25 protein-coding genes and 1 other annotated feature are annotated in these 24,689 nt (G+C 43.6%); of the genes, 2 read left to right on the forward strand and 23 right to left on the reverse strand.

All coding sequences use genetic code 11. From position 1 onward, the window contains the following. Nucleotide 1 precedes the first annotated feature (1 nt). The 3 genes from AC503W_RS13425 to AC503W_RS13435 form a co-directional block, all read right to left on the reverse strand. Nucleotides 2-925: a PLP-dependent cysteine synthase family protein gene (locus AC503W_RS13425; RefSeq protein ID WP_427686576.1), complete on the reverse strand. Its 924-nt coding sequence runs from the start codon at nt 923-925 to the stop codon at nt 2-4. Between the two features lie 105 nt (nt 926-1,030). Further along, nucleotides 1,031-1,726, reverse strand: a complete 696-nt coding sequence (gene mtnN, locus AC503W_RS13430; protein ID WP_402869673.1) for a 5'-methylthioadenosine/S-adenosylhomocysteine nucleosidase — start codon at nt 1,724-1,726, stop codon at nt 1,031-1,033. Nucleotides 1,727-1,742: 16 nt separating this feature from the next. Continuing rightward, nucleotides 1,743-2,381: a class I SAM-dependent DNA methyltransferase gene (locus AC503W_RS13435; protein WP_494914443.1), complete on the reverse strand. Its 639-nt coding sequence runs from the start codon at nt 2,379-2,381 to the stop codon at nt 1,743-1,745. Between the two features lie 138 nt (nt 2,382-2,519). Between AC503W_RS13435 and AC503W_RS13440 the strand changes: the two genes are divergently transcribed. Continuing rightward, the gene (locus AC503W_RS13440; protein WP_402869677.1) at nt 2,520-2,732 is read left to right on the forward strand and encodes a DUF2536 family protein; all 213 of its coding nucleotides are present in this window, start codon (nt 2,520-2,522) and stop codon (nt 2,730-2,732) included. Nucleotides 2,733-2,773: 41 nt separating this feature from the next. Here AC503W_RS13440 and AC503W_RS13445 read toward each other — a convergent pair whose 3' ends face one another. The 8 genes from AC503W_RS13445 to mltG all read right to left on the reverse strand — a co-directional run bounded on the left by AC503W_RS13445 (nt 2,774) and on the right by mltG (nt 11,012). Next, nucleotides 2,774-3,415: a YrrS family protein gene (locus AC503W_RS13445; RefSeq protein WP_494914445.1), complete on the reverse strand. Its 642-nt coding sequence runs from the start codon at nt 3,413-3,415 to the stop codon at nt 2,774-2,776. An 86-nt stretch (nt 3,416-3,501) separates the two neighbouring features. Further along, a complete protein-coding gene (locus tag AC503W_RS13450) occupies nt 3,502-5,253 on the reverse strand; it encodes a peptidoglycan D,D-transpeptidase FtsI family protein (protein WP_494914447.1) in 1,752 nt (583 codons plus the stop codon). 92 nt (nt 5,254-5,345) lie between these two features. After that, nucleotides 5,346-5,822, reverse strand: a complete 477-nt coding sequence (greA, locus tag AC503W_RS13455) for a transcription elongation factor GreA (RefSeq protein WP_402869683.1) — start codon at nt 5,820-5,822, stop codon at nt 5,346-5,348. Between the two features lie 278 nt (nt 5,823-6,100). Then, the gene (gene udk, locus AC503W_RS13460; protein WP_402869685.1) at nt 6,101-6,739 is read right to left on the reverse strand and encodes a uridine kinase; all 639 of its coding nucleotides are present in this window, start codon (nt 6,737-6,739) and stop codon (nt 6,101-6,103) included. A 1-nt stretch (nt 6,740) separates the two neighbouring features. Further along, nucleotides 6,741-8,012 carry a peptidase U32 family protein gene (locus AC503W_RS13465; protein ID WP_494914449.1) on the reverse strand — a complete coding sequence of 424 codons (1,272 nt, stop codon included), beginning with the start codon at nt 8,010-8,012 and terminating at the stop codon, nt 6,741-6,743. Nucleotides 8,013-8,036: 24 nt separating this feature from the next. Then, nucleotides 8,037-8,966, reverse strand: a complete 930-nt coding sequence (locus AC503W_RS13470; RefSeq protein WP_402869689.1) for a peptidase U32 family protein — start codon at nt 8,964-8,966, stop codon at nt 8,037-8,039. Then, entirely contained in the window at nt 8,953-9,618 is a 666-nt protein-coding gene (locus tag AC503W_RS13475) for an O-methyltransferase (RefSeq protein WP_402869691.1), read from the reverse strand. The genes AC503W_RS13470 and AC503W_RS13475 overlap by 14 nt, the downstream gene beginning before the upstream one ends. Nucleotides 9,619-9,875: 257 nt before the next feature. Further along, nucleotides 9,876-11,012 carry an endolytic transglycosylase MltG gene (gene mltG, locus AC503W_RS13480; RefSeq protein WP_494914456.1) on the reverse strand — a complete coding sequence of 379 codons (1,137 nt, stop codon included), beginning with the start codon at nt 11,010-11,012 and terminating at the stop codon, nt 9,876-9,878. Nucleotides 11,013-11,339: 327 nt separating this feature from the next. Here mltG and AC503W_RS13485 point away from each other — a divergent pair, with 327 nt between their 5' ends. Further along, on the forward strand, nt 11,340-11,495 hold the full coding sequence (locus AC503W_RS13485; RefSeq protein ID WP_494914458.1) for a hypothetical protein: 156 nt from the start codon (nt 11,340-11,342) through the stop codon (nt 11,493-11,495). Nucleotides 11,496-11,583: 88 nt separating this feature from the next. Here AC503W_RS13485 and ltrA read toward each other — a convergent pair whose 3' ends face one another. The 12 genes from ltrA to AC503W_RS13545 form a co-directional block, all read right to left on the reverse strand. Then, a complete protein-coding gene (gene ltrA, locus AC503W_RS13490; protein ID WP_494917251.1) occupies nt 11,584-12,846 on the reverse strand; it encodes a group II intron reverse transcriptase/maturase in 1,263 nt (420 codons plus the stop codon). 596 nt (nt 12,847-13,442) lie between these two features. Continuing rightward, on the reverse strand, nt 13,443-13,739 hold the full coding sequence (locus tag AC503W_RS13495) for a DUF1292 domain-containing protein (RefSeq protein ID WP_402869697.1): 297 nt from the start codon (nt 13,737-13,739) through the stop codon (nt 13,443-13,445). Nucleotides 13,740-13,750: 11 nt separating this feature from the next. Further along, entirely contained in the window at nt 13,751-14,176 is a 426-nt protein-coding gene (ruvX, locus tag AC503W_RS13500; RefSeq protein WP_402869699.1) for a Holliday junction resolvase RuvX, read from the reverse strand. Continuing rightward, complete coding sequence (locus AC503W_RS13505) at nt 14,176-14,445, reverse strand: IreB family regulatory phosphoprotein (protein WP_402869701.1); 270 nt, start codon at nt 14,443-14,445, stop codon at nt 14,176-14,178. The genes ruvX and AC503W_RS13505 overlap by 1 nt, the downstream gene beginning before the upstream one ends. A gap of 67 nt (nt 14,446-14,512) precedes the next feature. Then, nucleotides 14,513-17,149 (reverse strand): alanine--tRNA ligase, encoded by a 2,637-nt coding sequence (gene alaS / locus AC503W_RS13510; RefSeq protein ID WP_494914460.1) that lies wholly within the window; start codon nt 17,147-17,149, stop codon nt 14,513-14,515. A gap of 61 nt (nt 17,150-17,210) precedes the next feature. Next, nucleotides 17,211-17,428: a binding site (T-box leader), on the reverse strand. A gap of 29 nt (nt 17,429-17,457) precedes the next feature. Then, nucleotides 17,458-18,534 carry an AI-2E family transporter gene (locus AC503W_RS13515; protein WP_494914461.1) on the reverse strand — a complete coding sequence of 359 codons (1,077 nt, stop codon included), beginning with the start codon at nt 18,532-18,534 and terminating at the stop codon, nt 17,458-17,460. A 215-nt stretch (nt 18,535-18,749) separates the two neighbouring features. Next, complete coding sequence (locus AC503W_RS13520) at nt 18,750-18,968, reverse strand: YrzR-like zinc ribbon domain (RefSeq protein ID WP_402869707.1); 219 nt, start codon at nt 18,966-18,968, stop codon at nt 18,750-18,752. After that, nucleotides 18,958-19,419 carry a PRC-barrel domain-containing protein gene (locus AC503W_RS13525; protein WP_402869709.1) on the reverse strand — a complete coding sequence of 154 codons (462 nt, stop codon included), beginning with the start codon at nt 19,417-19,419 and terminating at the stop codon, nt 18,958-18,960. The genes AC503W_RS13520 and AC503W_RS13525 overlap by 11 nt, the downstream gene beginning before the upstream one ends. A gap of 613 nt (nt 19,420-20,032) precedes the next feature. Continuing rightward, entirely contained in the window at nt 20,033-20,806 is a 774-nt protein-coding gene (locus AC503W_RS13530; RefSeq protein WP_494914463.1) for a TPM domain-containing protein, read from the reverse strand. Further along, nucleotides 20,806-21,372: a LemA family protein gene (locus tag AC503W_RS13535; protein WP_402986363.1), complete on the reverse strand. Its 567-nt coding sequence runs from the start codon at nt 21,370-21,372 to the stop codon at nt 20,806-20,808. Before AC503W_RS13535 ends, AC503W_RS13530 begins: the two co-directional genes overlap by 1 nt. Nucleotides 21,373-21,483: 111 nt before the next feature. Next, nucleotides 21,484-23,910: an SF1B family DNA helicase RecD2 gene (gene recD2, locus AC503W_RS13540; protein ID WP_494914466.1), complete on the reverse strand. Its 2,427-nt coding sequence runs from the start codon at nt 23,908-23,910 to the stop codon at nt 21,484-21,486. Between the two features lie 39 nt (nt 23,911-23,949). Next, nucleotides 23,950-24,615, reverse strand: coding sequence for a tetratricopeptide repeat protein (locus AC503W_RS13545; RefSeq protein WP_494914467.1), 666 nt, complete (start codon nt 24,613-24,615; stop codon nt 23,950-23,952). Nucleotides 24,616-24,689 lie beyond the last annotated feature (74 nt).

A 24,689-nucleotide genomic window follows, 5' to 3' on the forward strand; every position in this document is an offset into this window, starting at 1 on the left:
TTCATAGGCCTCCCCGATAAATATTTTTGCTTAAATAACGCTCGCTGGAATCCGGAAAAACGACGACGATATTTGTACCTGCCCGGGCCTTTTCCGCTTCCATCAAGGCCGCGGCAAACGCAGCACCAGAGGAACTCCCGACGAGCAGTCCTTCTTTCAAGGCTAATTCTTTCACCTTGGCAAAGGCCTCTTGATCGGTTATCGTATGAATCTGATTAAAATACGCCTCATCCATGTAAGCGGGTAAAAACTCCATGCCGATTCCTTCCGTTTTATGGGGTCCCGTTTTCCCGCCGTTTAAGATGGATCCCTCCGGTTCGACGATGACTGTTTTGACTGCAGGGTTTTGTTCTTTTAAATATCGGGATGTCCCCATGAAGGTTCCCCCAGTTCCCGCACCGGCAACAAATACATCGACCTTGCCATTGAGCTGCTCCCAAATTTCCGGACCAAGTGTTTTATAATATGTCTCCGGATTCGAGGGATTGGCAAACTGTTGAGGACAGTATGCACCAGGAATTTCGGCAAGAAGTTCCTTTGATTTGGCAATGGCTCCTTTCATACCGTCTTCAGTGGGGGTTTGCACAACTTTTGCCCCAAGAGCACGCATCAGCTCCTGCTTCTCGCTACTGAATTGCTCCGGTACACAAAAAATCACATCGACACCCTGGTTAATCGCTGCTAAGGCTAAACCTATCCCTGTATTTCCAGCGGTCGGTTCGATAATGGTCCCACCTCTTTTTAATGCTCCCGTGGCAAACGCTTGCTTCAAAAGTTCTTGGCCAAGACGATCCTTCACGCTTCCCCCAGGATTGAGGAATTCCAATTTAGCATAAATCCGGACATCATCCGGAATCGTGAAAGAAGTGATTTCCATCATTGGCGTCTTGCCAATCAAATCATGTATGTTGTGAATGACCTTCATAGTGGACATCCTCTCTAAGTTTTCTTAGAAGCTTAGTTGGTTTAAAGGTGGAGATAAAGAATAATCAGCGGAATGGCTTCCGCTGATCACTAGCTGTTTTGTGGCTTATTTCATTTTTTCAACCATTTTCAGAATCAGTTCTGCTGAATGAAGCGCCGCCGTTTCCAGGAATTGATCAAAGGAAACATTGGACTCCTTGCCAGCGATATCCGAAAGCGAGCGAATAATAACAAACGGTGTCTGGAATTGATGTGCAACCTGAGCGATTGCTGCCGCTTCCATTTCGACCGCATATAAATTAGAGAATTTACCTCTGACGAATTCGACACGGACCGGATCATTCATGAACGAATCTCCCGTCACGATCAATCCTTTTGCCACTTGGATATCTTTAATTTCTTTAGCCGCTTCTTCTGCTATTGTGAATAGCTTTTCATCCGGGATGAAAGCAGCAGGCAGTTGCGGCACTTGACCATATTCATAGCCAAAAATCGTTACATCCACATCATGATGGCGCACTTCAGTTGAAATGACGACATCGCCGACATTCAAATCAGGGTGATATCCACCTGCAGATCCCGTATTAATGACCGCATCCGGTTTGAACTTTTCCAAAAGGATTGCGGTCGACATGGCCGCATTCACTTTTCCGATTCCTGATTTAAGCAAAATGACATCGATTCCATTCAATGACCCTGTATTGAATTCCGAACCGGCAATCGTCACCTGTTCCAGCCCTTCCAATTTATCGCGTAAAATCGTAACTTCTTCTTCCATTGCTCCGATTATGGCTACCTTCATTAGTAAAAACCTCTTCCTATATTTTTTCCGCCTCCATAATCCAAACAAATGAATTGCAACGCTCAAAATTCACAGTGAACCCATGTTTTACAAGCACTTTTTCCAAAAAAGGAATCGTCGTGTAATATTCCGTTTGCAAATCCTTCGCCAAATTATGAAAGCCTGCATCCTCTGCATCCCGAATCGCCTGATCATGCGCTTCTTTTGATTGATACATAGTATCCGCAAACACTATTCTACCACCAGCATTCAGTAACTTTCCATAGTTGGCAATGGCTTTTTCTTTTTCTTCATCCGTTAAATGGTGAAAAGCATACGTACTAACGATTGAATCGACCTGTTTCGGCATCGGAAAGTCGATGAAATCACCATCCACGATATCCGTTTTATCCTGTAATTTTCTGATTGCTATTTTTCTCATGGCCGGGGATGGTTCAATCCCAGATACCGCGAGACCGGCTTTTATCATCCGTTCCGTCAAGTTCCCCGTTCCCACCCCAAACTCCAATACATGACCACGGGACCGGCTTACGACACTATCCAATATTTTGTCATAATACTTAAAAACCTCTTGATATTCAATATCCTGTCCCTCGACGGATTCATCATACGATTTAGACCATTCATCGAATAGTTCCAAAAACTCTCTGCCCATATTAATCACCTTTTTATGAGGAATAATTTATACCTATGAACAGAATATGAGAGTTAATAAAAACGGTTCGCATTTTTTAGGCAGTTTCACCAGATTTGATGGTACACTAACACTATCAAAACCTTGGAGGAGTATAGTATGGATTTTCAACTTGATTTAAATTTATTCGAAGATAAAATTGAATTTTTCGAAGCGGAAAGCATCAAGAGCCTAGAAGAAAAGGTCCAATCCCAAATCGAGATCAACAAAGCGATCTTGCTACAGGTGCACTCCGTATCACACCAAATGTATGTTAGTGAAGAAGGACGCCGCTTCTATAGCGCCGTCGTCCATTTTAAAGCGAAAAAATGAAAAAAATCCCGGAAAGCCATCGCTTTTCGGGATTTTCATGCTTACTTTTTATCATTCACTTTCAATTCTTCGACTTTGACTGGTCTCCATCCAGAACCGTCCACCCACTCGATATGTACACGATACGTTTGTGATTCGTTTCCATCTGAAACAGTGCCGATGGCCGTACTCGGAGATCCACCGTTTTGTAACCACCATAACTTCATGCTGCCTTCGTCCACACCAGCTCCAAGGGCAATCGCCTTACTCATTTCATTCCAGTCAACCGAACCCTTTTCGAAGCTTGTCGTATGTTCACCCGATTGCTCTGTACCAACCGGTTTCCAACCCTCACTCGTATAAGCCTTCTCGACATTGCCATCTCCGCTTGCCTCCACTTCTACAAGCTCAGCATCCTTGTCCTTATCTTCCTCAGTCGTATCTGTCGCTTCTGAATCTTCTTCATCTGCTTCTTCTTCCTCGACTCCTGGTGCATCTTCTTTTTTCTCTGTTTTCTCAGCTTTCTTCTGTTGTTTTTCAGTGGTTTGTTTCGGCTCGGTTGTCGCTTTTTCTGTGGAATCGTCATCACTAAGGAAAATCGTGGCTGCCACAATGACAATGAGAATGGATACGATGGTAATCGCGATATTATAAATTTTATTTAATTTTCGTTTTTGATCTCTCTGATTGAATCTAGAACTCAAGGTCCATTCCTCCCTACCTTTACTTTCAGCCTCATTCTATCATGATTCAGCTGGAGATAGAAGGGGAAGGTTTCCTACACTTTTCGTCAATTCTCGCGTATATTCTGGTCCTTGCTATATAGAACATTTACAATATCTGAAAATAGAGGCGTCATGCTGGAACTACTTTCATTTGTTTCAAAATTCACCGTAACCAGTGCATATTTGGGATTTTCATACGGAAAATACCCAGCAAACCATTTATTGAGCTCCCCTTTTTCAATGTTAGTCTGTGCAGTCCCCGATTTCCCTGCGACCTCAACAGGAAGGTTCTTTAGAGAAGCACCGGTCCCTTTCACTTCCGTGACCACCTTTCGTAAAAGATGTTGCAATTTCATCGCCGTATAAGGCTTCACTGTATCTCCCGCTATTGTTTGTGTAGGAAAGTCGACTACTGTCGTGCCGTTGTCGAATTCTACCTTCGAAACTGCTTTGACCTGTTCTTTCTTCCCTCCTCTTGCAATGGTCGCCATCATATTGGCAATGGCAAGTGGTGTGGTTTGGACATCCTGTTGACCAATGGATGTCTTGGCAATCATTTTCGGATCTTTTTTCAATTGTTCATCATGCCATACCTTTCCTTTTTGTTCATGGTACAACTGGGTGACGGCCGTATGGTAAACATCCCCCTGCCATCCGGATTGGCCAACCAACCCCAACATTTCAGCATATTTATCCAAAAAGTCCGGATCCTTTACAGCGATTTCCTTCGATAATTCGGCAAATGTCCTGTTACAGCTCTGGGCAAAGCTATTCTCAAAATTCAGCCTGCCAAGCTCTCTCTGTTTATCGGCTTCCCCTTCAATCGTTTTATCACAATCAAACGTTCTAGTCGGGCTCGCAGCCTCGTAATCAATGACAGCTGCTGCCGTTACCGTTTTAAAAACGGATCCGGGCGTTTTTTGAGTGAGCATCGTATTGATGGCACCTTCGCCATTGGGGTCCTTTTTATTAAGGGCGGGGCGGGACACCATGGCCACGATTTCGCTTTTTTCAATATCAATCAGCACAAGTCCACCTTTTTTAATCCCGCGCTCATCCACGAGCTTCTCTGCTTCTTCTTGAATGCTCTTATCGATGGTCGTGATCACTTTGACAGGGTAAAGAGGGTTGGCAGGTTCCACGTATTTTACGTCCACGCCAAACATCGGACCCCCACTGGCATCGACATGAAATACGAGCTTTGATTCTCCATCGGAAAGTAAGAACTCATCAAATGTCCTTTGTAAACCCGTATTGCCAATTTTCGTATCTGCAGAAAGCTGCATATCCGGGTAGCGCTTTTTCTTTTCGGCATCCGATATATTCGTTGTACCAATCAATTGTGCGGCGGGTATTTGATCATGATATAGCTTTTCGTTCACCGCAAATACGCCAGGGATTTTCAATTCATTGATTGCCTTGGACTGATCCAAGGTTAGCTCGATCGGGTCATCCCCACCAAAAACAAAGGGATCTTTCGCTTCTGCGATCGACTGTCTCAGTTCCCATTCCGTCCTGCCGATTATGGAGGCGACTTGATCTATAGGCCAGTTCATCTTATTTAAAAACGGAAACAAAACAAGTGTCGGGATTTCTTCATGGGCAAGTGGAATGCCATTTCGGTCGTAAAACTTCCCCCGTCCGTCGTCAATCTTTAAAATTTGCGAGCGTTGGTTTACACTTGCTTCTATTAAATTCACATCATGCTTGGAAAAGGATTCTGTAGACACTAGTTGGATATAAGCTATTCGGCCAATGAGCATCAGCATGAACATAGCCAAGACAACTGCAAGTATCCTCATTCGTTTCTTTTTCATATAGAAACACCTCGTTACCATTGTTGACGAGGTTCGGATTTTTAAACACTAAAAAGAGGATGCCCTCATGGACATCCTCCTGGAAAACGCTATTAGCTAATAGAAACGATTTTGACGCTCATTTCGCCGCCTGGCGTTAGGATTGATACTTTGTCGCCAACTTTTTTTCCAATCAAGCTTTTGGCAATGGGAGAATCATTCGAGATCTTGCCTTCGAATGGATCTGCTTCAACGCTACCCACGATGGAATACGTTTCTTCATCACCATTTGGAAGTTCTATGAATGTTACAGACTTACCAAGAGTTACTGTATCTGTATTCAAATCATTGTCTTCAATGATTTTAGCATTACGAATCATGTTTTCGATGGTAGTGATACGACCTTCAACAAATGCTTGCTCTTCTTTTGCAGAATCATACTCAGAGTTCTCTGAAAGATCACCAAAACTACGGGCGATTTTGATTCTTTCCACCACTTCTTTACGTTTAACCGACTTTAAATGTTCTAGTTCCTGTTCTAACTTCGCTTTACCTTCGTTAGTCATTGGATATACTTTTTCAATTGCCAAAACCCTTCACTCCTTCAAATTCTTCACAGCTGACATCCCGCCGTGACCAGTTTATGTACTCTATAAGTGCTTACCCGAAAAAAAATATATATAATCACATGCCACTACGGAACAACCGTCCCTTAGTATATAAACCGACTGCATTAAGCAGCCGGTTCGTTCTGTATCAAGAATAGATTATTGTGTTTTCCAACATTTGTCCAGTCTTTCCCTATAAATAATTGGGATTTTTATATATATGAGGTAAAATGGCACCTATCATTATTTATGCTATGTTATTACAAAAAAGACTTTTGTTCAAGGATTGTTTGTATTTTTGTTACCATGAGGTCAATTGCCACATGGTTTTGCCCGCCTTCAGGAATGATGATATCGGCATATCGTTTCGTCGGTTCGATGAACTGATTATGCATCGGGCGAACGACGCTGATATATTGATCGATGACAGAATCCAAGGAACGGCCACGCTCTTTAATATCACGAGTCATACGTCGAAGGATTCGCAAATCTGCATCTGTATCCACATAGAGCTTCATATCCATCAAGTCTCTTAGGCGTTGGTCTTCCAATACCAAGATTCCTTCAAGAATGATGACGTCTTGTGGTTCAACCGTTATGATTTCATCTGACCGCGTATGGTTCGCGTAATCATAAACCGGTTTCTGAATCGTTTCATATTTCAATAATGCATTGATGTGTTCAATCAATAAGTCATTATCGAATGCAAACGGATGATCATAATTCGTTTTCAAGCGTTCCTCAAACGGCAAGTGGCTTTGATCTTTATAATAATAATCTTGTTCGAGCATCAAGATGGAATGTCCATTGAAGAATTCAAAAATTGAGCGTGTTACACTTGTTTTACCTGATCCCGACCCACCGGTAACTCCGATGACTACTGGTTTTTTCCTTGTCATGTTAATTCTCCTTACGCATCATATTGTTCACATATACCGGCTTATCTACTTGAATGCGGACAATTTGAAGCGGATGACGTGCTGCGTCCAACTCTTTACCCATTTCATCCCAGATAATGCCGATTTTTTGAGTAAAGTTCTCAATCTCGGGTCCGAAGAATTCCACTTCATCACCAGGCTTGAAGAAGTTACGCTGCTGTAAGGTAGCAATTTGAGTTTCCTCATTATAATCAAGTACCAATCCAGCGAAGTCAAAGCGAGTCTTTACGGTATGATTCCCGAACATTTGTTGTTTATACCCAGGGATTTCCCCCTCCATGAACGATGAAGCCGTCTCACGGTTTGCACATTTATCAAGCTCTTCCAACCATTCAGGTTGAATCTCGTAATGATCCGGATCTGCGCAATACGCATCAATCACTTTACGGTAGACACTGATTACCGTTGCGATGTAGTGAATGGATTTCATCCGGCCTTCGACTTTTAAACTATCAATCCCAATTTCGATCATGCCTGGCAAGGATTCGATCAACTTCAAATCTTTCGGACTCATCGCGAATGGTGCATCTTCTTTATCGAATAACGCTTTCTCCCCATCCTGATTCAATTCGTACAAGTCATAATCCCAACGGCAAGACTGACAGCATCCTCCCCGGTTGGAGTCACGTGCCGTCATATGGTTGGAAAGTGTGCAACGGCCTGAATAGGCAATACACATTGCCCCATGTATGAAGGTTTCAATTTCGATGTCGACTTTTTCCTTCATTTCACGGATTTCATCAGCACTCGTCTCACGAGCTAGCACGACACGCTCCAGACCTTCTTCTTTCCAATACTGAACAGCCTTCCAGTTTGTAAGCGACTGTTGCGTGCTCAGATGAATTTCTATTTCCGGAGCCACACGCTTACACGTTTCGATGATCAATGGATCTGCCACGATAATCCCATGAATCCCCGTATCACGAAGGCCTTCCATATATTCTTCAAGACCATCGATATTTTCATTATGGGCATAGATATTCGTAGTCACATATATTTTCGCCCCGTACTTTTTAGCGAATTCGACGCCTTCCTTCATTTCTTCAAACGTGAAGTTTCCGGCATTCGAACGTAGACCATATTCCTGTCCGCCAATGAATACGGCATCTGCGCCATAATGGACAGCAATTTTTAGTTTTTCCAGATTACCAGCAGGAGCCAGCAATTCAGGTTTTTTTACAATGACTCTCTTTCCATCAACTATCTTGGAAATTTTATCAGCAATAGCATTCAAGGCTATTCCTCCTCTTTCCCTTACTTAATAAACCGATTCTTTAAAGAAGAATCCGGTATCTAACTCACGGTTATCAGGTTGAATCGCTTGGATTTTTTCGAACAATTCCATTTTGACATCCTCATAGCGATCTGGATCATCCGCACATAAATCTATCGCCTCACGGTATAATCTTGTGACGGCCACAATGTATTCGGGCGTTTTCAGGACCCCATCGATTTTCAGGGAATCCATTTCCGCTTCCATCAATTCCTGAAGTTCATCAATCATGCACATATCATTCGGACTCATGATATGTGTACCGTTTTCATCTTCATATATCGGATATTTGTTTTCACGTTCCGTATCATGCAGGAACATATTCTTTTGTTCTGTTCGGTTTCCGACTTCCAACGCCTTGCCTTGGTATTCAAAATAGTTGCCAAGTAGCGTACGCTTCGACTGGAACATACATGTCATGCCGTGGACTTGAACTTCAATTTCAACTTCGGCATGCTCCTTCATTTCGATGATTTCGTCCAAGCTGATTTCACGGGCTGCAACGGCCCGCACCGCTCCGCGTTTCCCCCAGTAATTACAGGTGTACCAGTTGGTAACCGTCATCTCTGTGTTCCAATGTAATGGCATATCAGGGGCAACAGCCCTTACAGCCATCAGGACTGCGGGGTCACCGTAGATAATCCGGTCAGCTCCTGCTTCTTGTAGGAAAGCTATATAGTCTTCAAGCTCGTCCACTTTATCATTATGAAAGATTGCATTCATGGACACGTATACTTTTTTACCTGCAGTATGCGCCATTTCAATTGCCTTCTTAACGTCCACACGAGTGAACTCCCCCGCTAAACGAAGCGCATAACGCTGCTCACCGATTACGAATGCATCAGCACCCGCCTCGATCAGTTCAGCTAGATGTGCGATATTTATCGGAGTCACCAGTAATTCAGGCTTTTTCATGTTTGTCACCTCTATGTTTACTAATAGCTACACCATCACCAATCGGTAAAATCACGGTATCGTAATGAGGATGGTCATGCAGCCAGATATTAAAGTCTTTTATTTTTCTAATAAGCGCTCGCTTACGTCTCGTCATTTCCATCTCTTCGATGTTTTCAGCAACCAAGCCTTTAAATAATACATTATCAGTAATGATTATGCCAGCTTCATTCAGGAAAGGTTCGAACAGCTCAAAGAAACGCTTGTACTGTCCTTTCGCTGCATCCACAAAGATGATGTCGAACGGGCCATGATCCTTCACGTGAGGCCCTGCTTCTAGTGCATCGCCTTCTATGAGTGTGATTCGCTCCGAAAGACCAGACTTGGCTATGTTCGCCTTCGCCTGTTCAATACGCGCTTCATTCCGTTCCAGCGTGACAATACGCACATCCGGTAAGGTTTCTGCCATTCTAATCGCCGAATATCCGATTGCTGCGCCCACTTCCAATATGGCCTTCGGTTGGTGAAGCCTCAAAATCTGTAGCAGCACCTCTATTCCTTCAGGCTCCATGATCGGTACATTATGTTCCCTTGCAAAATCCTCTAGCTCCTTAATCAATCCGGTACGTTCCGGAAGTAAGTCGTGAAGATATTGGTCTATTTTTCCGTTCAAGACATTTCCTCCAATGATAAAAAAAACGAAAGCGTCTTGGCCGGCTCTCAATGAAATTCCGCATCATATACAAAACGAACTAGAACCAGCATCACTTGACTATCTACGTTTCCTTATCTTTTCAAAATAAAACCCGGCAAAAGCCGAGTTACAGTCATCAATAAAATCGGATCTGAAATTTTTACGTTTACTATTCTATCATAAAAACAAGGGGAAAGTAATATCCCTCTCCCCTTAGTCCCTATTGCCCTTGCCATTTATTTATTGGTAATATGCTGTGCCTTTTTATTATTGTGCTCTTCCAGTGTTTTGGAATATAGAACTTCTCCTTCAGGTGTAGCCAAGAAATAAAGGTAATCGGTCTTCTTAGGCTTTAAGACCGCTTCAATCGAGGACTTTCCGGCGTTAGCGATCGGACCTGGAGTCAGGCCTTTGTTTTTGTACGTATTATATGGTGATTTCACCTCAAGGTCTTTGTATAGGACCCTGTCTTTGTGTGAGCCTTTTGCATACAAAACGGTAGGATCCGTTTGTAATGGCATATCTTCCTTGAGTCGATTATAAAAGACCGAAGCTATGGTTTTGCGATCGACCTGAGCTGTTGCTTCTTCTTCAACGAGTGAGGCAAACGTCAGTAACTGGTGGGCCGTATACTCTTTTTTCTCCATCAGTGATTCGAATGGCTGAAGGGTTTCCTCCGTTTTCTGGAGCATCTCCACTACCATGGATTCAATAGATGGTTTTTCTTCATAAAAGTCATAGGTTGCCGGATACAGGTACCCTTCAAGTGGATATACGACATTTTCATTATCGATTTCCGATGTCAGAAGCTCAGGGAATCTCGTTTGCATGGATTTTACGAATTCCTCATTATTCAATTTCTTAAATATCTCTTTAAAGTCTTGATCTGTCTTCACAGCGATAATATCGGCTATTTGGACTAGCTGCTTGCCTTCCGGAATCGTTATCCTAAGGACGGCCTCTTTCATCAGTTTCCCGGTTTTGATGCTCGTTACAATATCCTTGATTGGCATCGATGGAGAGAGCTTATACTCTCCTGCCTGAAAGCCGGATTCATTTCGGAACTTAATATAATATTTGAAAACACGCGCGTCTTTGATGATTTCCTGCTCTTCAAGCAAAATCGAAATATCACTAATGGAGGAACCAATCGGGATTTTCACCGTCTTGATCGTATCATCCTCTGGATCAAAGGGCTTCATCGCCGAGTTAATATAGAAGAATCCCACAAGGACGACTATCCCTACAATTAAAATAAGTGCAGCAATCGTAATCATGATAATTTTACGGACAAGCTTGGCCTCCCCTTGTTGTTCTAGCATCTTCATTCGAATATGTTGTTTTTTAGATAGCTTTTGATTCTTTTCATCCATTTCCATTCCCCCTGCAAACTGCACACCCACTACAGATTGTTTCTAGAAGATGCTTTCTCTAAGAATAACTTTGCTTCGAATATTATACTAAAACCTACAAATAAATACATGTTTTTTGTATAACTACCTTCGTTCCTACTCTATTTATGGCAAAAGAAGGCCAGTTTTGTCAATAGAAGGTGGTTATTTTATAGGAATAAAGTGATAGGTTCCCGTCTATGTAAATACAATGAATTTTCCGAACTTCGTTGTATCAGTTCCTTTAATTCATACAACTATTTGGATATTCATGATAAAATCCTTTTAGTGTGGAAGGGTGTGGAAAAAATGGACAATTCCTATGTCGTGGGGTGGGGCACATTAGCATTAATCAATGCCGGAATTGCCCAGGGTAAAAACAGAACAGGTTTAAATTGGTTTCTATTATCATTAGTTTTAGGTCCAGTCGCTACTTTTATTCTCTTGTTTGTGGAGAAAAGATAAGGGAATGGGGACAATCGAGTAGGAGGAGGCGCCTAGCCTCCGACCTCTCACACCACCGTACGTACCGTTCGGTATACGGCGGTTCAGTTTAAGTCTGACGTAGTTTTGTATATCGTTCATATAAACTTTCTAACCCTTGATTGTGCCAATAAGCATTGTCGAGGGTTTTATGTAGAATAGGACTTTGGGTAATTCGCCAGTAACCCTTTCTACTATTCCCCCATTCATATGCTTTTCTAGAAGGTACACCAAGCCCTTTGAGTTTTCGTACTCTCGTCTTTGGGAGTTTCCACTGTTTCCAGAGGCACATTCTGAGCCTTCTTCGAATCCATGAATCTAATTTTCGCAATATACTTGGAGTATCAATGAGAGAAAAATAACCTACCCATCCTCTAAGGTACTGTTTTAACCTACCTATTTTGAGTTCCATGGGTATCGGGGATTTCCTCGAGGTCATTTCTCTGATTCGGTTCTTCACTCTCTTCACCGTTTGTTGTGCCAATCGAACCTTCGGGTTCTTCTTTGACCTTGTGTAACTAAAACCGAGAAATGTTCGATTCCAAGGACGATCTACCTTTGATTTCTCATAATTAACCTTTAGTTTTAGTTTACGTTCTATGAAGGAGGAAAGGTTACTCATGGCTCGATTTGCCGCTTTTCTTGTCTTTACGAAGACATTACAGTCATCCGCATACCTCACAAATCGAAGATTTCGCTTCTCCAGTTCTTTATCTAACTCATCTAACATGATATTAGATAATAAAGGACTTAAGGGTCCCCCTTGCGGAGTTCCCTCATTACTCTTATGGAATAGTCCGCCAATCATAATCCCTGATTGTAAGAATTTACGAATCAGTTTTAGAACTCGTTTATCTTCAATTTTCAGCTCAAGCTTTCCCATGAGTTTATCATGATTCACTTTATCGAAAAATTTCTCTAAGTCCATATCTACTACCCATGTATACCCTTCGGCTATATACGATTTCGCCTTTCGAACAGCCTGGTGGCCCTGTTTATTAGGGCGAAATCCGTAGCTATTCTCTGAAAAGGTGGAATCGTATATCTTGTTCAATATCTGGGCAATCGCTTGTTGAATGAAACGGTCAAGAACGGTCGGGATTCCCAATAACCGAACTCCGCCGTTTGGTTTCGGGATTTCGATACGACGGACGGGTTGCGGTTGATAAGTACCCTCTAGTAAGGATGTTTTCATGTTATGCCACGCTGTTACGAGGTGCGGTCTCAGGTTTTGAACCGGCATTCCATCGACTCCATGGCTTCCCTTATTTCTCTCTACACGCTTTAATGCCTGTATTAAGTTGTCCCTTTCTAGTACCTGTTCCATTAACATCATTGATATCCTTTCTACGTGGATAAATGGTCTATTTGTGCCTTTATCTGCTCCGCCCTTTTGAAGTTCCCCGTGTATTCACCACTTCTTCCTTCAAATAAGTTCCGTTTGGAATTGTTTGCTTCTTTGCAAGATAACGAACGCCTAGTATTTATCCTCCTTAATCTGTTCGGTCCTTCCTTATCTTCTCGAGTAGATAAGTACTATGACCTCTGCTGACTTCTGATGATTCAGCTGTCCATCACTGGACAGGTTGCCAAGTTTACTTGGTTGTCACCAGACCTCCCCGGGTAAGAGTGCAATCTTTCCCTCCACCTATCTGCTTCATTTACTCTGTACCACCTTCGGCAGTATGGACTTTGTTTTGTGCAGCAAACTCATCCAATGATACCTAGCCTTATATGAAGTTCGTGTTCCTCAGACCGGAGGTTTGCCGCTTGCTTCCTTCAGATTCCACGTCACCGTGGACACCCTTGCATTAAGCTAACCATTACTACTGCCTTCATGGTTCGGGACTCACACCCTATAGATTGCACCCATGCCGGGCACACTACTAAAAAAACTGGCCTTGGGATACAAGGCCAGTTTTTGAGAAATTATCTTCCTTCTTCTTCTGCTTCTTCATTATCAAGGAATGTATTCAACATTTCCTCGACTAGATCCCACTCTTCTTCAGTTTCGATTGGAGCAAGCTCACCATCTTTGCTGTCTTCACTTGGTGTGAATGATGAAGCGTGGATTTCAATTTCTTCCTCGTCATCTTCAGCAGACATTGGGTAATAAAGTACGTAAGATTTGTTGAATTTCTCAGAGTCAAATGTGAATAAGATCTCACAAAGCTGTTCGTTACCATTCTCATCTACTACTGTAATATTGTTTTCACCGTGTTCCATTTATCTTCACCTCATATTGAATTTGTTTGTCTGTCCAAGAACCCTTGTAGAATCATGACAGCTGCCATTTTATCAATGACTTTCTTGCGTTTACTTCGGCTCACGTCCGCCTCGAGAAGGACACGTTCAGCTGCCATCGTTGTCAACCGTTCGTCCCAGAGAAACACTGGCAGCTTGAATTTCCATTCTAAGCGCTTGGCGAATTCTTGACTGATTTCGCCGCGTGGGCCAATGGTTCCGTTCATATTTTTCGGGAGACCAATGACAATCTTAGAAACTTCGTATTCTTGTATGATTTCCTTGAGACGTTTTAAGCCGAACTCGTTTCCAGCTTCGTTAATTTTGATTGTTTCCAATCCTTGTGCAGTCCAACCCATCGCGTCACTCACGGCGACACCGATGGTTTTTGAACCTAAATCAAGACCCATTGTGCGCATTAGTATTCCTCTCGATGGTTCTTAAGATACGATTTGACCAATTCTTCAATGATTTCATCGCGTTCCAGCTTGCGGATTAAGTTGCGAGCATCCATATGGCGCGGGATATAGGCCGGGTCACCTGATAATAAATAACCGACAATCTGGTTAATCGGATTATACCCTTTTTCCTGGAGAGCCACATACACTTTTGACAAGACTTGCTGAACATCTCTTTCGAATGGTTCTTCAGGGAAATTGAACTTCATCGTTTTATCAAAGGAACTCATTATCATACACCTCTCCTCAGCGTCTTAGAATTCCATCATTACCTCATTGTACAACACTTTTCACTGATTATGAAATCGTTAGGACCCATTCTTCAACAAAATTAAGTGCCGCATCCAATTTTTCTGGGTCTTTCCCACCTGCTTGTGCCATATCTGGGCGTCCACCGCCTCCGCCACCGCAACGTGTAGCGACTTCTTTAATCAATTTACCTGCATGGAAACCGCGATCGATGTAATCTTTCGTAACGCCGGCTATTAAGTTGACTTTATCTCCTTGAGCCGATCCCAACACGATAATGACTGAATCAAGTTTTTGTTTTAACTCATCTGCCATCGCACGTAAATTATTCATGTCAGTAGCTTGGACTTTGGCCACAAGGACTTTCACGCCATTGATTTCTTTTACGTTCGAAACAAGGCTTCCCGCTTCGATATTGCTTAATTTAGCAGCAAGGCTGTCGTTCTCACGTTGAAGTTCTTTAGCATCCGCCAAAATGGTTTCGATTCTTGCAGGAACATCCTTCAGATTCGTTTTCAATTTAGACGCTGCATCCTTCAATACATGAATCTGTTCAGCCATCAAGTTGTAGGCTCCCGCTCCTGTAACGGCTTCAATCCGGCGTGTACCCGCCCCGATGCCACTTTCAGAAACAATTTTGAATAAGCCGATCACTGCTGTATTCGGTACATGGACACCACCACATAGCTCAAGGCTATAGTCGCCTATTTGAACGACACGGACAATCTTGCCATATTTCTCACCGAATAGGGCCATCGCACCCATCGCTTTTGCTTCTTCGATATTTTTATATTCCGTATTCACTTGTAAGCTTTGCCAAATTTTTTCGTTTACAATCGTTTCGATTTGTTCAATTTCTTCTGCCGTAATCTGACCGAAGTGTGAGAAGTCAAAACGAAGGCGCTCCGCTTGTACAAGCGATCCGGCTTGATTGACATGCGTTCCTAAGACATCCTTCAAAGCTTGGTGTAGAAGATGTGTAGCCGTGTGGTTTTTCGTAATCTGGATGCGGTTTTCTTGATTAACCGCTGCCATGACTGTTGCATCAGTTGTTAATGTACCCGCAGTAACCGTGACACGGTGTAGGTTTTGGCCATTCGGTGCTTTTTGCACATCAAGGACATCCACTTTCACCAATTCACTCACAAGCGTTCCTTTATCGGCAATCTGCCCGCCACTTTCCGCATAGAATGGCGTTTTATCCAGGATTACCTGTACATCTTCGCCTTCATGTGCTTCCGTCGTAAGCTCACCATTTTTCACGATGGCTACGATTTTCGCTTCAATTGAAGCTTGATCATATCCGACAAATTCACTTTCGACTTTAATCTCACCTAATATTCCACCTTGGATTTGCATGGAGTCTACATCTTGACGAGCAGAGCGTGCACGTTCGCGTTGTGCTTCCATCTCTTTTGCGAAGCCATCTTGGTCAACTGTCATGCCTTTTTCTTCCGCATATTCCTCCGTCAATTCAATCGGGAAGCCGTATGTATCATACAAACGGAATGCATCGCTACCAGGAATGACCGTGTTGCCTTTTTCTTTTTCCTTCTTGATGACTTCAGAAAGGATTGCAAGACCATCATGAAGCGTTTCATGGAAACGTTCTTCTTCATTTTTGACCACTTTCGCAATGAAGTCCTTCTTGTCGAGAACTTCTGGGTAGAAATCCTTCATGATTTCGCCAACCACTGTCACAAGTTCAAACATGAATGGACGGTTGATGTTGATTTGCTTAGCATAGCGAACCGCTCTGCGCAGTAAACGACGTAATACATAGCCTCTTCCTTCATTGGATGGAAGTGCCCCATCCCCAACAGCGAATGCCACGGTCCGGATATGGTCGGCGATGACTTTGAATGCCACATCTTTCTCGGAATCGACACCATATTTCACATCGGCGATTTCTTCTACCGCATGAATGATCGGCGTGAAGAGGTCCGTATCATAGTTGGTTGCTACATTCTGCACGACAGAAGCCATACGCTCAAGCCCCATGCCTGTATCTATATTTTTCTTTGGAAGCGGTGTGTAAGAACCGTCCGGATTATGGTTGAATTGAGAGAACACAAGGTTCCAGACTTCTAGATGACGTTCATTTTCGCCACCTGGGAATAATTCTGGGTCATTCGGGTCATCTCCATATTCAGGTCCACGATCATAGAAAATCTCCGTATTCGGGCCACTCGGACCTTCACCGATATCCCAGAAGTTTTCTTCCAGACGAATGATTCGTTCAGCAGGAATGCCGATTTTCTTGTTCCAAATCTCGAATGCTTCTTCATCTTCCGGATGGATCGTTACGGCTAACTTTTCTTTGTCGAAACCAATCCACTTTTCGTCGGTCAGGAATTCCCAAGCCCATGTGATCGCTTCTTCTTTAAAGTACTCACCAATGGAGAAGTTACCAAGCATTTCAAAGAATGTATGATGGCGTGCTGTTTTCCCCACGTTCTCGATATCATTTGTACGGATTGCTTTTTGAGCATTCGTAATTCTTGGATTCTCAGGAATCACCCGTCCGTCAAAATATTTTTTCAATGTGGCTACCCCGGAATTGATCCATAGCAATGATGGATCTTCATGCGGAACCAATGACGCGCTTGGTTCGATATTATGACCTTTTTCACTAAAGAAATCTAAATACATTTGGCGGATTTGAGCACCAGTTAAATACTTCATCTATATATCCTCCTCTAAAAAAATATGTAATTTTGCGCACAACAAAAACTCCCATCCCAAAAACAGGGACGAGAGTCAACTCGCGGTACCACCCTGATTATGGACACAAAAACACCTTGTCCATCACCTTCATAAATGCCTTAACGCGGCAAGACGGCAGGTATTAACTGCTCTCCGGACTAGCTTTCTGCTGCTCTTCACCTCGCCATCCCTTTCAGCCTAAGGGGATGCCTCTCTTTTAGATGGTCTTCAGCATACTTCGTCCTTCAACGAATTATCTTATGTATTGGATTATATTCACAAGAGTTTTATTTGTCAATAAGCGGCGGCCTCTTTCTGAAATGAACCCTGGCATGCTGCACGAAAACTTTCAAAATGGCCAAAATCGGGATCGCAAGCACCATTCCAATAATTCCGCCTACCTCACCACCAGCCAGGAGGGCAAACATGATGAAAAGTGGGTGCATATGAAGGCTTTTCCCGACAATGAGTGGCGACAAAATATTCCCTTCAAGAAATTGCAGGATGGCCACGATGACAACGACGATGATCACCATTTTGACAGAAATGGTAGCGGCTATGATGACCGCTGGAATGGCCCCGATGATGGGACCAAAATAAGGGATTACGTTCGTTATCCCGATGATTGCACCCAATAATAAAGGATATTCCATCCCGGTGATCCAAAACAGCAAGGATGAAATCACGCCGATCGCAGCACATACGATAATCTGTCCCCGGATATATCCCCCAAGAGAAGCATCGACATCTTGGACAAAGGCACGGCCCTGCTTGCGCCACCTTTTCGGCGTCATGTACCAGGCCATCCTTTTCAAAGAAGCAAAATCTTTCAGGATATAAAAAGCGATGAATGGGATGATGCCAATTAAAAGTACGAAATCGAATAGTTTCAAGGCGAAGTCCATCAGCTTTTCCGGCATTTCACTTAACCAATTTTCAAAAAGGACAACGCCTTCCTCGAATCGTTCGTGGATGCCAAACGGCCAGTCTGCGGTTTGATGATTAAGCTTTTCCACCCTGCTCCGATATTGTTCAACCAGTTCCGGTACACTCTCCGAAAGTTCCCGTACTTGACTGGTCATCATGGGAATTCCCTTATATACCGCAAATCCGATCCCTCCGAAAAAAACCAAATAAATAATCACAATCGATAGCCAACGGCGCATCCCTTTTTTATTCAGGAATTCCACGACCGGATGCAGCAAGTAACTAATGAACGCTCCGATGAAAAATGGCAGTAGGACTGTTAAAACCACCGTAACAACGGGCCCCCACATAGGCTTCAGTTTCATAAAAATATAGATGATGAAAAATAAGAGCAACAAAAAACCGAGTCGATAAAACCATTTCATGCGAATACTCACCTTACCCACCTCCCTAGCCCACTTATTATTCGAAGGGGAAGGTTTTTTCATACCCGTTTACTAGAAAAGCGATGCAATCAATATGATTACATCGCCTTTTCAAATGGATTAGAGCATCGATTTTATTTTCTTTCGAATTCTCTTCATTTTTTTGTTTATCGTTTTAGAATTCATCATGTTCATGAATCGTCTAGCCATTACATGCACCTCTTCCGTTAATTACATTTGAAGCGGCGGTCATTTTCCTCGAACAAATCATCCAAAGAGCTTAAACTTCCATCTTCTTCGACCTGATGCGTGTTGATCAAACCTTCAGAAATGGTCATTTCTATAAAACAATTCCAACAATAAAATTGGTTTACGCCAATTTTCCCGACATCCTTACTGCGACAATTCGGACATTGTATTTCCAAAATGGACACCTCACTGTTCATAAACTGAAACAATGATGGCATCCTTCCCTAAAGTAGGTGGTTGTTTTGACTCAATCACTGTCGATTCTGAGAAAAAACCATCCGTTGTTTCATACGCTATAATCGTGCCCATTTTTTCCAGAAAATATACGTCCTGCAGTAAGCCTAGCTCGTCGCCCATTTCTGAAAGAAGCATACGACCCACTACCTGATCCTTTGAAAACCAGATGGAATCGTCCATCATTTTCTTTGGTGTCATATCCTGTTGCAGGACGACCCCATCGGGACCAAAGGAAAAGATATCTTCCAGTGCCAGAAGAAGATCCTTCTTGAATAATGCTTGCCGATGGATGACCAGACCGTTCACCAGCCCAGCATCTGATAATGATAAATCGTGAACCATCCCGATTTTCTCACCCTGGGCAGTAAAGACCGGCAACCCCTTCAATACAGAAAACGTCCGCAAAGTCATCCCGCCCCTCCGAACATTTTTAGTATTGCTTCCTCCCCTCCATTAGATGTACTGAAAGGTTTTCCATTCCTTTTTCAGGCAAGAAAAAAGACCGGTTTCCCGATCCTCAGAATGTAGATAAACTCTATAAAAATCGAGTTTGTCTATACTTTTTTATGGCTTGTACAATGTGGACGTTGATTTCCACTCCAGGTACTCGCTTTTCGCGGGCGGTCCTCGAGCCTCCTCGGCTTTCTCCTGCGGGGTCTCCCGTAGACACGCTTTTCCCGCAGGAGTCTCGTACCTTCCGTTCCAATCAACTTTGTTTTAACTCATAGATAAAACCCTATTCCCCCTAAGTCATGATTTACAATAGAATAATTATAAAACTTGAGACGATGAGGATGCTTTCTAAACAGCGAGCTCGACTTGATATGATTACGGAAAAATCAACTGGTGGCATCGAACATTTGGTTCATAAAATGGAGGCTGCCCTGAATGTATAGAAGATGCCCAATTGGACATGGCAAGTTTAGGCGAAGATTCGAAAGGAATTTCAAAAGGGGAGCGGAACTTAATAATTCCGACCCCCTTTTGTCTACACTCTGAAGACCGGTTTCCCGGTCCTGCCTTTCTACCAACCCCTGCTGGAACCTCCGCCTCCCGAACTTCCTCCGCCTCCGCCTCCGCCTCGAGGACCGCCACCGCCACGGCCGCCCCCTCCGCCTCCGCGACTGATGAACATCAAGAGGATATTGAGTAAGGTTTGAAGGAAAAATCCTTTGAAAAGTTTAGCATCCAAAAAGACCACAATAATCGCTACGATGATGATGAGGAAAATCTGAATGCCCGATAGCTGGGTATTTTCTTCCGGTTGAACGGCATAATCTTGGTAAAAGTCTTCCCCTAGATTGTACTCTTGTAAAACCTCATTATAGACGGCCTTATATGTTTCAGTCAGAGCAAGATTGTATTGATTCGCCTTCAAATGCGGAATGGCCACATTGTCCAATATCTGTCCTGATTGGATATCAGTAATGGCCCCTTCCAATCCGTACCCCACTTCGATCCGAATTTTCTTTTCCTCGACGGCGAGGACAATAAGGACTCCATTGTTCAATTCCGCATCGCCGAGTTTGAATGACCTTAAAGCCTCAACAGAGTACTCTTCGATTTCAGAGCCTTCCATGGAATCGACGGTCAACACGGCCACCTGTGCTTTGCTGGCATCCTCCAACCTTTTTCCCAACTCAATTAACTCGGCTTTTTCCTGCTCATTCAATACGCCGGCAAAGTCCTGGACGTAGATGTCACCAACTGGTTTTGGGATATTCGGTTCTGCTGCGACTACGTTTGCAAAGTTGAAAGTGAAAAGGAAAAGGAGCGCAAACACAGCAAGCTTTTTCATTACTTATCGCTCCCGAAATCAACCTTTGGTGTTTCTTTGTCTTGTTCACTCACTTCATAATACGGTCTCGCATCAAAGCCGAATGCACCTGCCATCATGTTCTTTGGAAAACGTTTAATTTCCTTGTTATACGAGGTGACCTGGTCGTTATAATCTTTTCTCGCCACAGTCAAGCGGTTCTCCGTTCCTTCCAAGCTATCCATAAGACTTTTGAAGTTCTCATTAGCCTTAAGATTTGGATACTTCTCCACTACCACCAACAGACGGCTCAAGGCCCCGCTCAGTTCTTGATCAGCACCGATTGCATCCTCGGTAGTATTGGCACCGGCTAACTTCGCACGGGCATCACTGACCGCTTTAATGGCCTCCGTTTCATGTGAAGCATAACCTTTTACCGTTTCCACAAGGTTCGGGATTAAATCCGCCCTTCGTTTTAATTGGTTATCCACCTGTGACCACTTATTGTCCACATCTTCACTGCTGCTGACGAGGCTGTTATAGGAAGTCGCGCCAAAAATGATAAGCAGGACCACGACTACTAGTCCGATTAACCAACCCTTTTTCATACTGTTTCCCCCTTATTTTGATTCTAAGTATAATTACATTCTATATTTATTCCACTAAAACTATGAGTTATAAACTAAATCTAGACAAAAAGCCGAAGATTTAATCTTCGGCTACATAAAATCATAGGGTGTAACATTACCCATACCAATCATCGGATCAGCATGCAGGAGTACATCAAGATAGCTTTCCTCATGTTCCGGCACTCCTGCTTTATCATCCGGACCGGCAACTTCCTTCGTAAGGATATCCCCATCTAAGGTTTCCCGAAGCTTTTCAAGCAAGGTCGTTTTCCTGCGCATTTCATCGTTGCGCTCGATACCCAGGCGGAAAGCATCTTCTTCACCGCACAGAATCAGGAAACTTTTGCTTCGCGTTATGGCTGTATATAATAAGTTCCGGCGTAGCATCCGGTAGTAACTTTTCACGACAGGTAAAATCACGATCGGAAATTCGCTTCCCTGTGATTTATGGATTGAACAGCAATACGCGTGCGTAATCTGGTTCAGGTCCTGCTTCGTGTAGGTCACTTCAATGCCTTCAAACGAGATGATCACCTTATCTACATGATCCGTATTTTCCTTTGCGAACAGAATCGAGACAATTTCACCCATATCTCCATTGAAGACGCCCTCCTCCGGCTGATTCACCAGCTGGAGAACCTTGTCACCCGTCCGGTAGACGACATCACCGAATTTGATTTCGCGACGCTTTTCATCCTTATTGCTATTGAATACTTCTTGCAGCATCTTATTCAAAGCGTCAATTCCTGCAGGCCCCCGGTACATCGGTGCCAGCACCTGAATATCCTTGGCCGTGAAGCCCTTCGTCCTGGCATTCGCGACGACTTTCTCGATCACCTGAGCGATTTGTCCGGTCTGACAACGAATGAACGAGCGATCTGCCTGCTGCTTCGTCACATCGTCAGGAAGCCGGCCTTTTTTAATATCATGGGCGAGTTCAATGATCGATGAACCATCTGCCTGACGGTAAATATGTTCAAGACTGACAGTGGGCACACACTTTGACCCGAGCAGATCCTTGAGCACTTGACCTGGTCCCACCGATGGAAGCTGATCTTCATCGCCCACCAAAATCAGCTGGACATTTTCCGGCAACGCTTTAAATAACTTTTGGGCCAACCACGTATCCACCATGGACACTTCATCAATGATGACAATTCGTCCTTCGAGTGGATTATCTTCATCATGAGCAAAACCCTCGCTTCCGTTCCATCCAAGCAATCGATGAATGGTCACCGCCGGAAGTCCAGTGGACTCTGCCATTCGTTTTGCCGCTCGACCTGTAGGGGCTGCAAGGACGAATGGAAAAGGATCTGCCCCTTCTTTTTTATAATCGTGGATGTCCATCGAAACCCCATGAAGTTCCGCATACAACTCGACGATTCCTTTAATGACAGTCGTCTTCCCCGTACCTGGACCACCCGTCAAAATCAACATCGGCGATTGGAGCGCCGTTTGGATCGCTTCTTTTTGTGCAGGAGCATAGGAAACATTGAGCCGTTCTTCCAGCTTACCAAGCGCAAGTAGGAATTCCGATTCCGGAAACTGGTCTTCGTACTCCGTTTGGGCTAGCAAGCGCTTTATGTTCGCTACGATTCCCTTCTCCGAATAGTAGAGGGACGGCAAGTAAATACGTTGGTCTTCAACAATAATTTTGCCCAGCTCGGTCAATTCGATTATTTCCGAGGAAATATTCGTAAACTCTATTCGGTCCCGCTTATTTTCCTCTAGCAACCGTTTGACGGCTTCTAATAACTGCTCGGCCTCTATGTAGATGTTTCCATCCTGTAAGCATTGAGATTCAAGCGTATATAAGCAGGCAGCCTTGATGCGATCGGGATGGCTGCCGGAAATGCCTAGCTGGTGGCCAAGCTCATCGGCACGTCCGAAACCGATCCCTTCTATATCCTCCACAAGCTTGTAGGGATTCCCCTGAAGCATCGTGACGGTATCCTGTTTATACGTTTGATAAATCTTCATCGATAACTGTGGACCAAAGCCATATTGATTCAGGGCAATCATCACCTGCTCGAGGCCCTGGTGCTCGACCAATGTATCGTAAAGGCTCTTCGCCTTTTCCCCCGTCAGCTTCGGAATATCATCAAGAATGGATGGCTGGGCCAGAATTTTGGAAATGGCATTCTCCCCAAGTTTTTCAACAATGCTCTCGGCCGTCTTTTTCCCGATGCCCTTGAATAGTTCACCGGACAAATAACTGACGACGCCTTCCTTGGACCGGGGAAGGTCTTTCTGGAATTGTTCTACATGGAATTGAAGGCCAAACCTGGGATGCTCCTTCAGTGCCCCGTAGAATATATACACCTCATCCTCATGCATCCTCGGAAAGTACCCGGTAACGACCGCTTCCTTCTCATCATAATTCAAATTTGTTTCATCCAAACGGATTCTGACAACCGAATACATATTATCTTCGTTATGAAAAATCGTCACCAAATGGCGGCCTTTCATAAACATCTTCTCTTCAGAAAACAAATCCATCGAATCCTGCTGAGCCAACGCTTCTCCCCACCCTTCCCATGCTTTTTTCCATTCTATTTATTCAGTAGCCATTTCTTCCATCAGCTTCTTACCATGGGCCGCTAGCATATGATCTGGCTGTGCTTCCAGTGCCTTTTCAAAATAACCGATGGCAGCCTTGGAATCTTCCTTATGCCCTGCATATGCCACACCTAGATTATAATAGGCATCCGCATGAACAGGGTCTTGTTCCACCACAATATTCAACTGCTTGATCAACTCATCATATAACTCCGCATTGGCCAGACAAAGCGCGAATTGGAACCTTGCATCCACATCCTCCGGGCTCAATTCCACCGTTCTTTGCAGATAAGGCATCGCCAATTTCGGCTGGTCCAACGCCATCAAGGTCAGTCCAAGCATAAAGTAAGCATCACTGTTATCAAGGCCCAAACGGATTGCCTTTTCAAACATATCCTTCGCTTCAACCAACTTGGAATCGACTTCGTAATATAAGTTCCCTAATGAATAATAAGCAGCCGCTGCATTTTCATCGAGTTCGATTGCCTTTTTATAGAACTTAACGGCTTTATCCGTCTCGCCAACCGCAGTCAGCACATTCCCAAAGTTTATGTAAGCAACTGGCTCAGTCGGATTTTCCTCAATCGCCTCATTAAAAACCTTCGCCGCTTCCTCATATTTTCCTTGCTGCATAAATTCAATACCTTGTTGATTCTTATCCATCCTATTTCACACTCCATTTTTTTATTGAAAAGTATAGCATATGTTTTTATGTACATTCATTGATTCCATTGCAG

This window comes from Peribacillus suis (assembly GCF_059384845.1).

Excerpts from the sequence above, each read along its gene's own strand:
- AC503W_RS13425 (WP_427686576.1), bottom strand. The coding sequence starts at position 925 with ATGAAGGTCATTCACAACATACATGATTTGATTGGCAAGACGCCAATG.
- mtnN (WP_402869673.1), bottom strand. The coding sequence starts at position 1,726 with ATGAAGGTAGCCATAATCGGAGCAATGGAAGAAGAAGTTACGATTTTA.
- AC503W_RS13435 (WP_494914443.1), bottom strand. The coding sequence starts at position 2,381 with ATGGGCAGAGAGTTTTTGGAACTATTCGATGAATGGTCTAAATCGTAT.
- AC503W_RS13440 (WP_402869677.1), top strand. The coding sequence starts at position 2,520 with ATGGATTTTCAACTTGATTTAAATTTATTCGAAGATAAAATTGAATTT.
- AC503W_RS13450 (WP_494914447.1), bottom strand. The coding sequence starts at position 5,253 with ATGAAAAAGAAACGAATGAGGATACTTGCAGTTGTCTTGGCTATGTTC.
- udk (WP_402869685.1), bottom strand. The coding sequence starts at position 6,739 with ATGACAAGGAAAAAACCAGTAGTCATCGGAGTTACCGGTGGGTCGGGA.
- AC503W_RS13470 (WP_402869689.1), bottom strand. The coding sequence starts at position 8,966 with ATGAAAAAGCCTGAATTACTGGTGACTCCGATAAATATCGCACATCTA.
- mltG (WP_494914456.1), bottom strand. The coding sequence starts at position 11,012 with ATGGATGAAAAGAATCAAAAGCTATCTAAAAAACAACATATTCGAATG.
- AC503W_RS13485 (WP_494914458.1), top strand. The coding sequence starts at position 11,340 with ATGGACAATTCCTATGTCGTGGGGTGGGGCACATTAGCATTAATCAAT.
- ltrA (WP_494917251.1), bottom strand. The coding sequence starts at position 12,846 with ATGTTAATGGAACAGGTACTAGAAAGGGACAACTTAATACAGGCATTA.
- AC503W_RS13495 (WP_402869697.1), bottom strand. The coding sequence starts at position 13,739 with ATGGAACACGGTGAAAACAATATTACAGTAGTAGATGAGAATGGTAAC.
- ruvX (WP_402869699.1), bottom strand. The coding sequence starts at position 14,176 with ATGCGCACAATGGGTCTTGATTTAGGTTCAAAAACCATCGGTGTCGCC.
- AC503W_RS13505 (WP_402869701.1), bottom strand. The coding sequence starts at position 14,445 with ATGAGTTCCTTTGATAAAACGATGAAGTTCAATTTCCCTGAAGAACCA.
- alaS (WP_494914460.1), bottom strand. The coding sequence starts at position 17,149 with ATGAAGTATTTAACTGGTGCTCAAATCCGCCAAATGTATTTAGATTTC.
- AC503W_RS13520 (WP_402869707.1), bottom strand. The coding sequence starts at position 18,968 with ATGAACAGTGAGGTGTCCATTTTGGAAATACAATGTCCGAATTGTCGC.
- AC503W_RS13525 (WP_402869709.1), bottom strand. The coding sequence starts at position 19,419 with ATGACTTTGCGGACGTTTTCTGTATTGAAGGGGTTGCCGGTCTTTACT.
- AC503W_RS13530 (WP_494914463.1), bottom strand. The coding sequence starts at position 20,806 with ATGAAAAAGCTTGCTGTGTTTGCGCTCCTTTTCCTTTTCACTTTCAAC.
- AC503W_RS13535 (WP_402986363.1), bottom strand. The coding sequence starts at position 21,372 with ATGAAAAAGGGTTGGTTAATCGGACTAGTAGTCGTGGTCCTGCTTATC.
- AC503W_RS13545 (WP_494914467.1), bottom strand. The coding sequence starts at position 24,615 with ATGGATAAGAATCAACAAGGTATTGAATTTATGCAGCAAGGAAAATAT.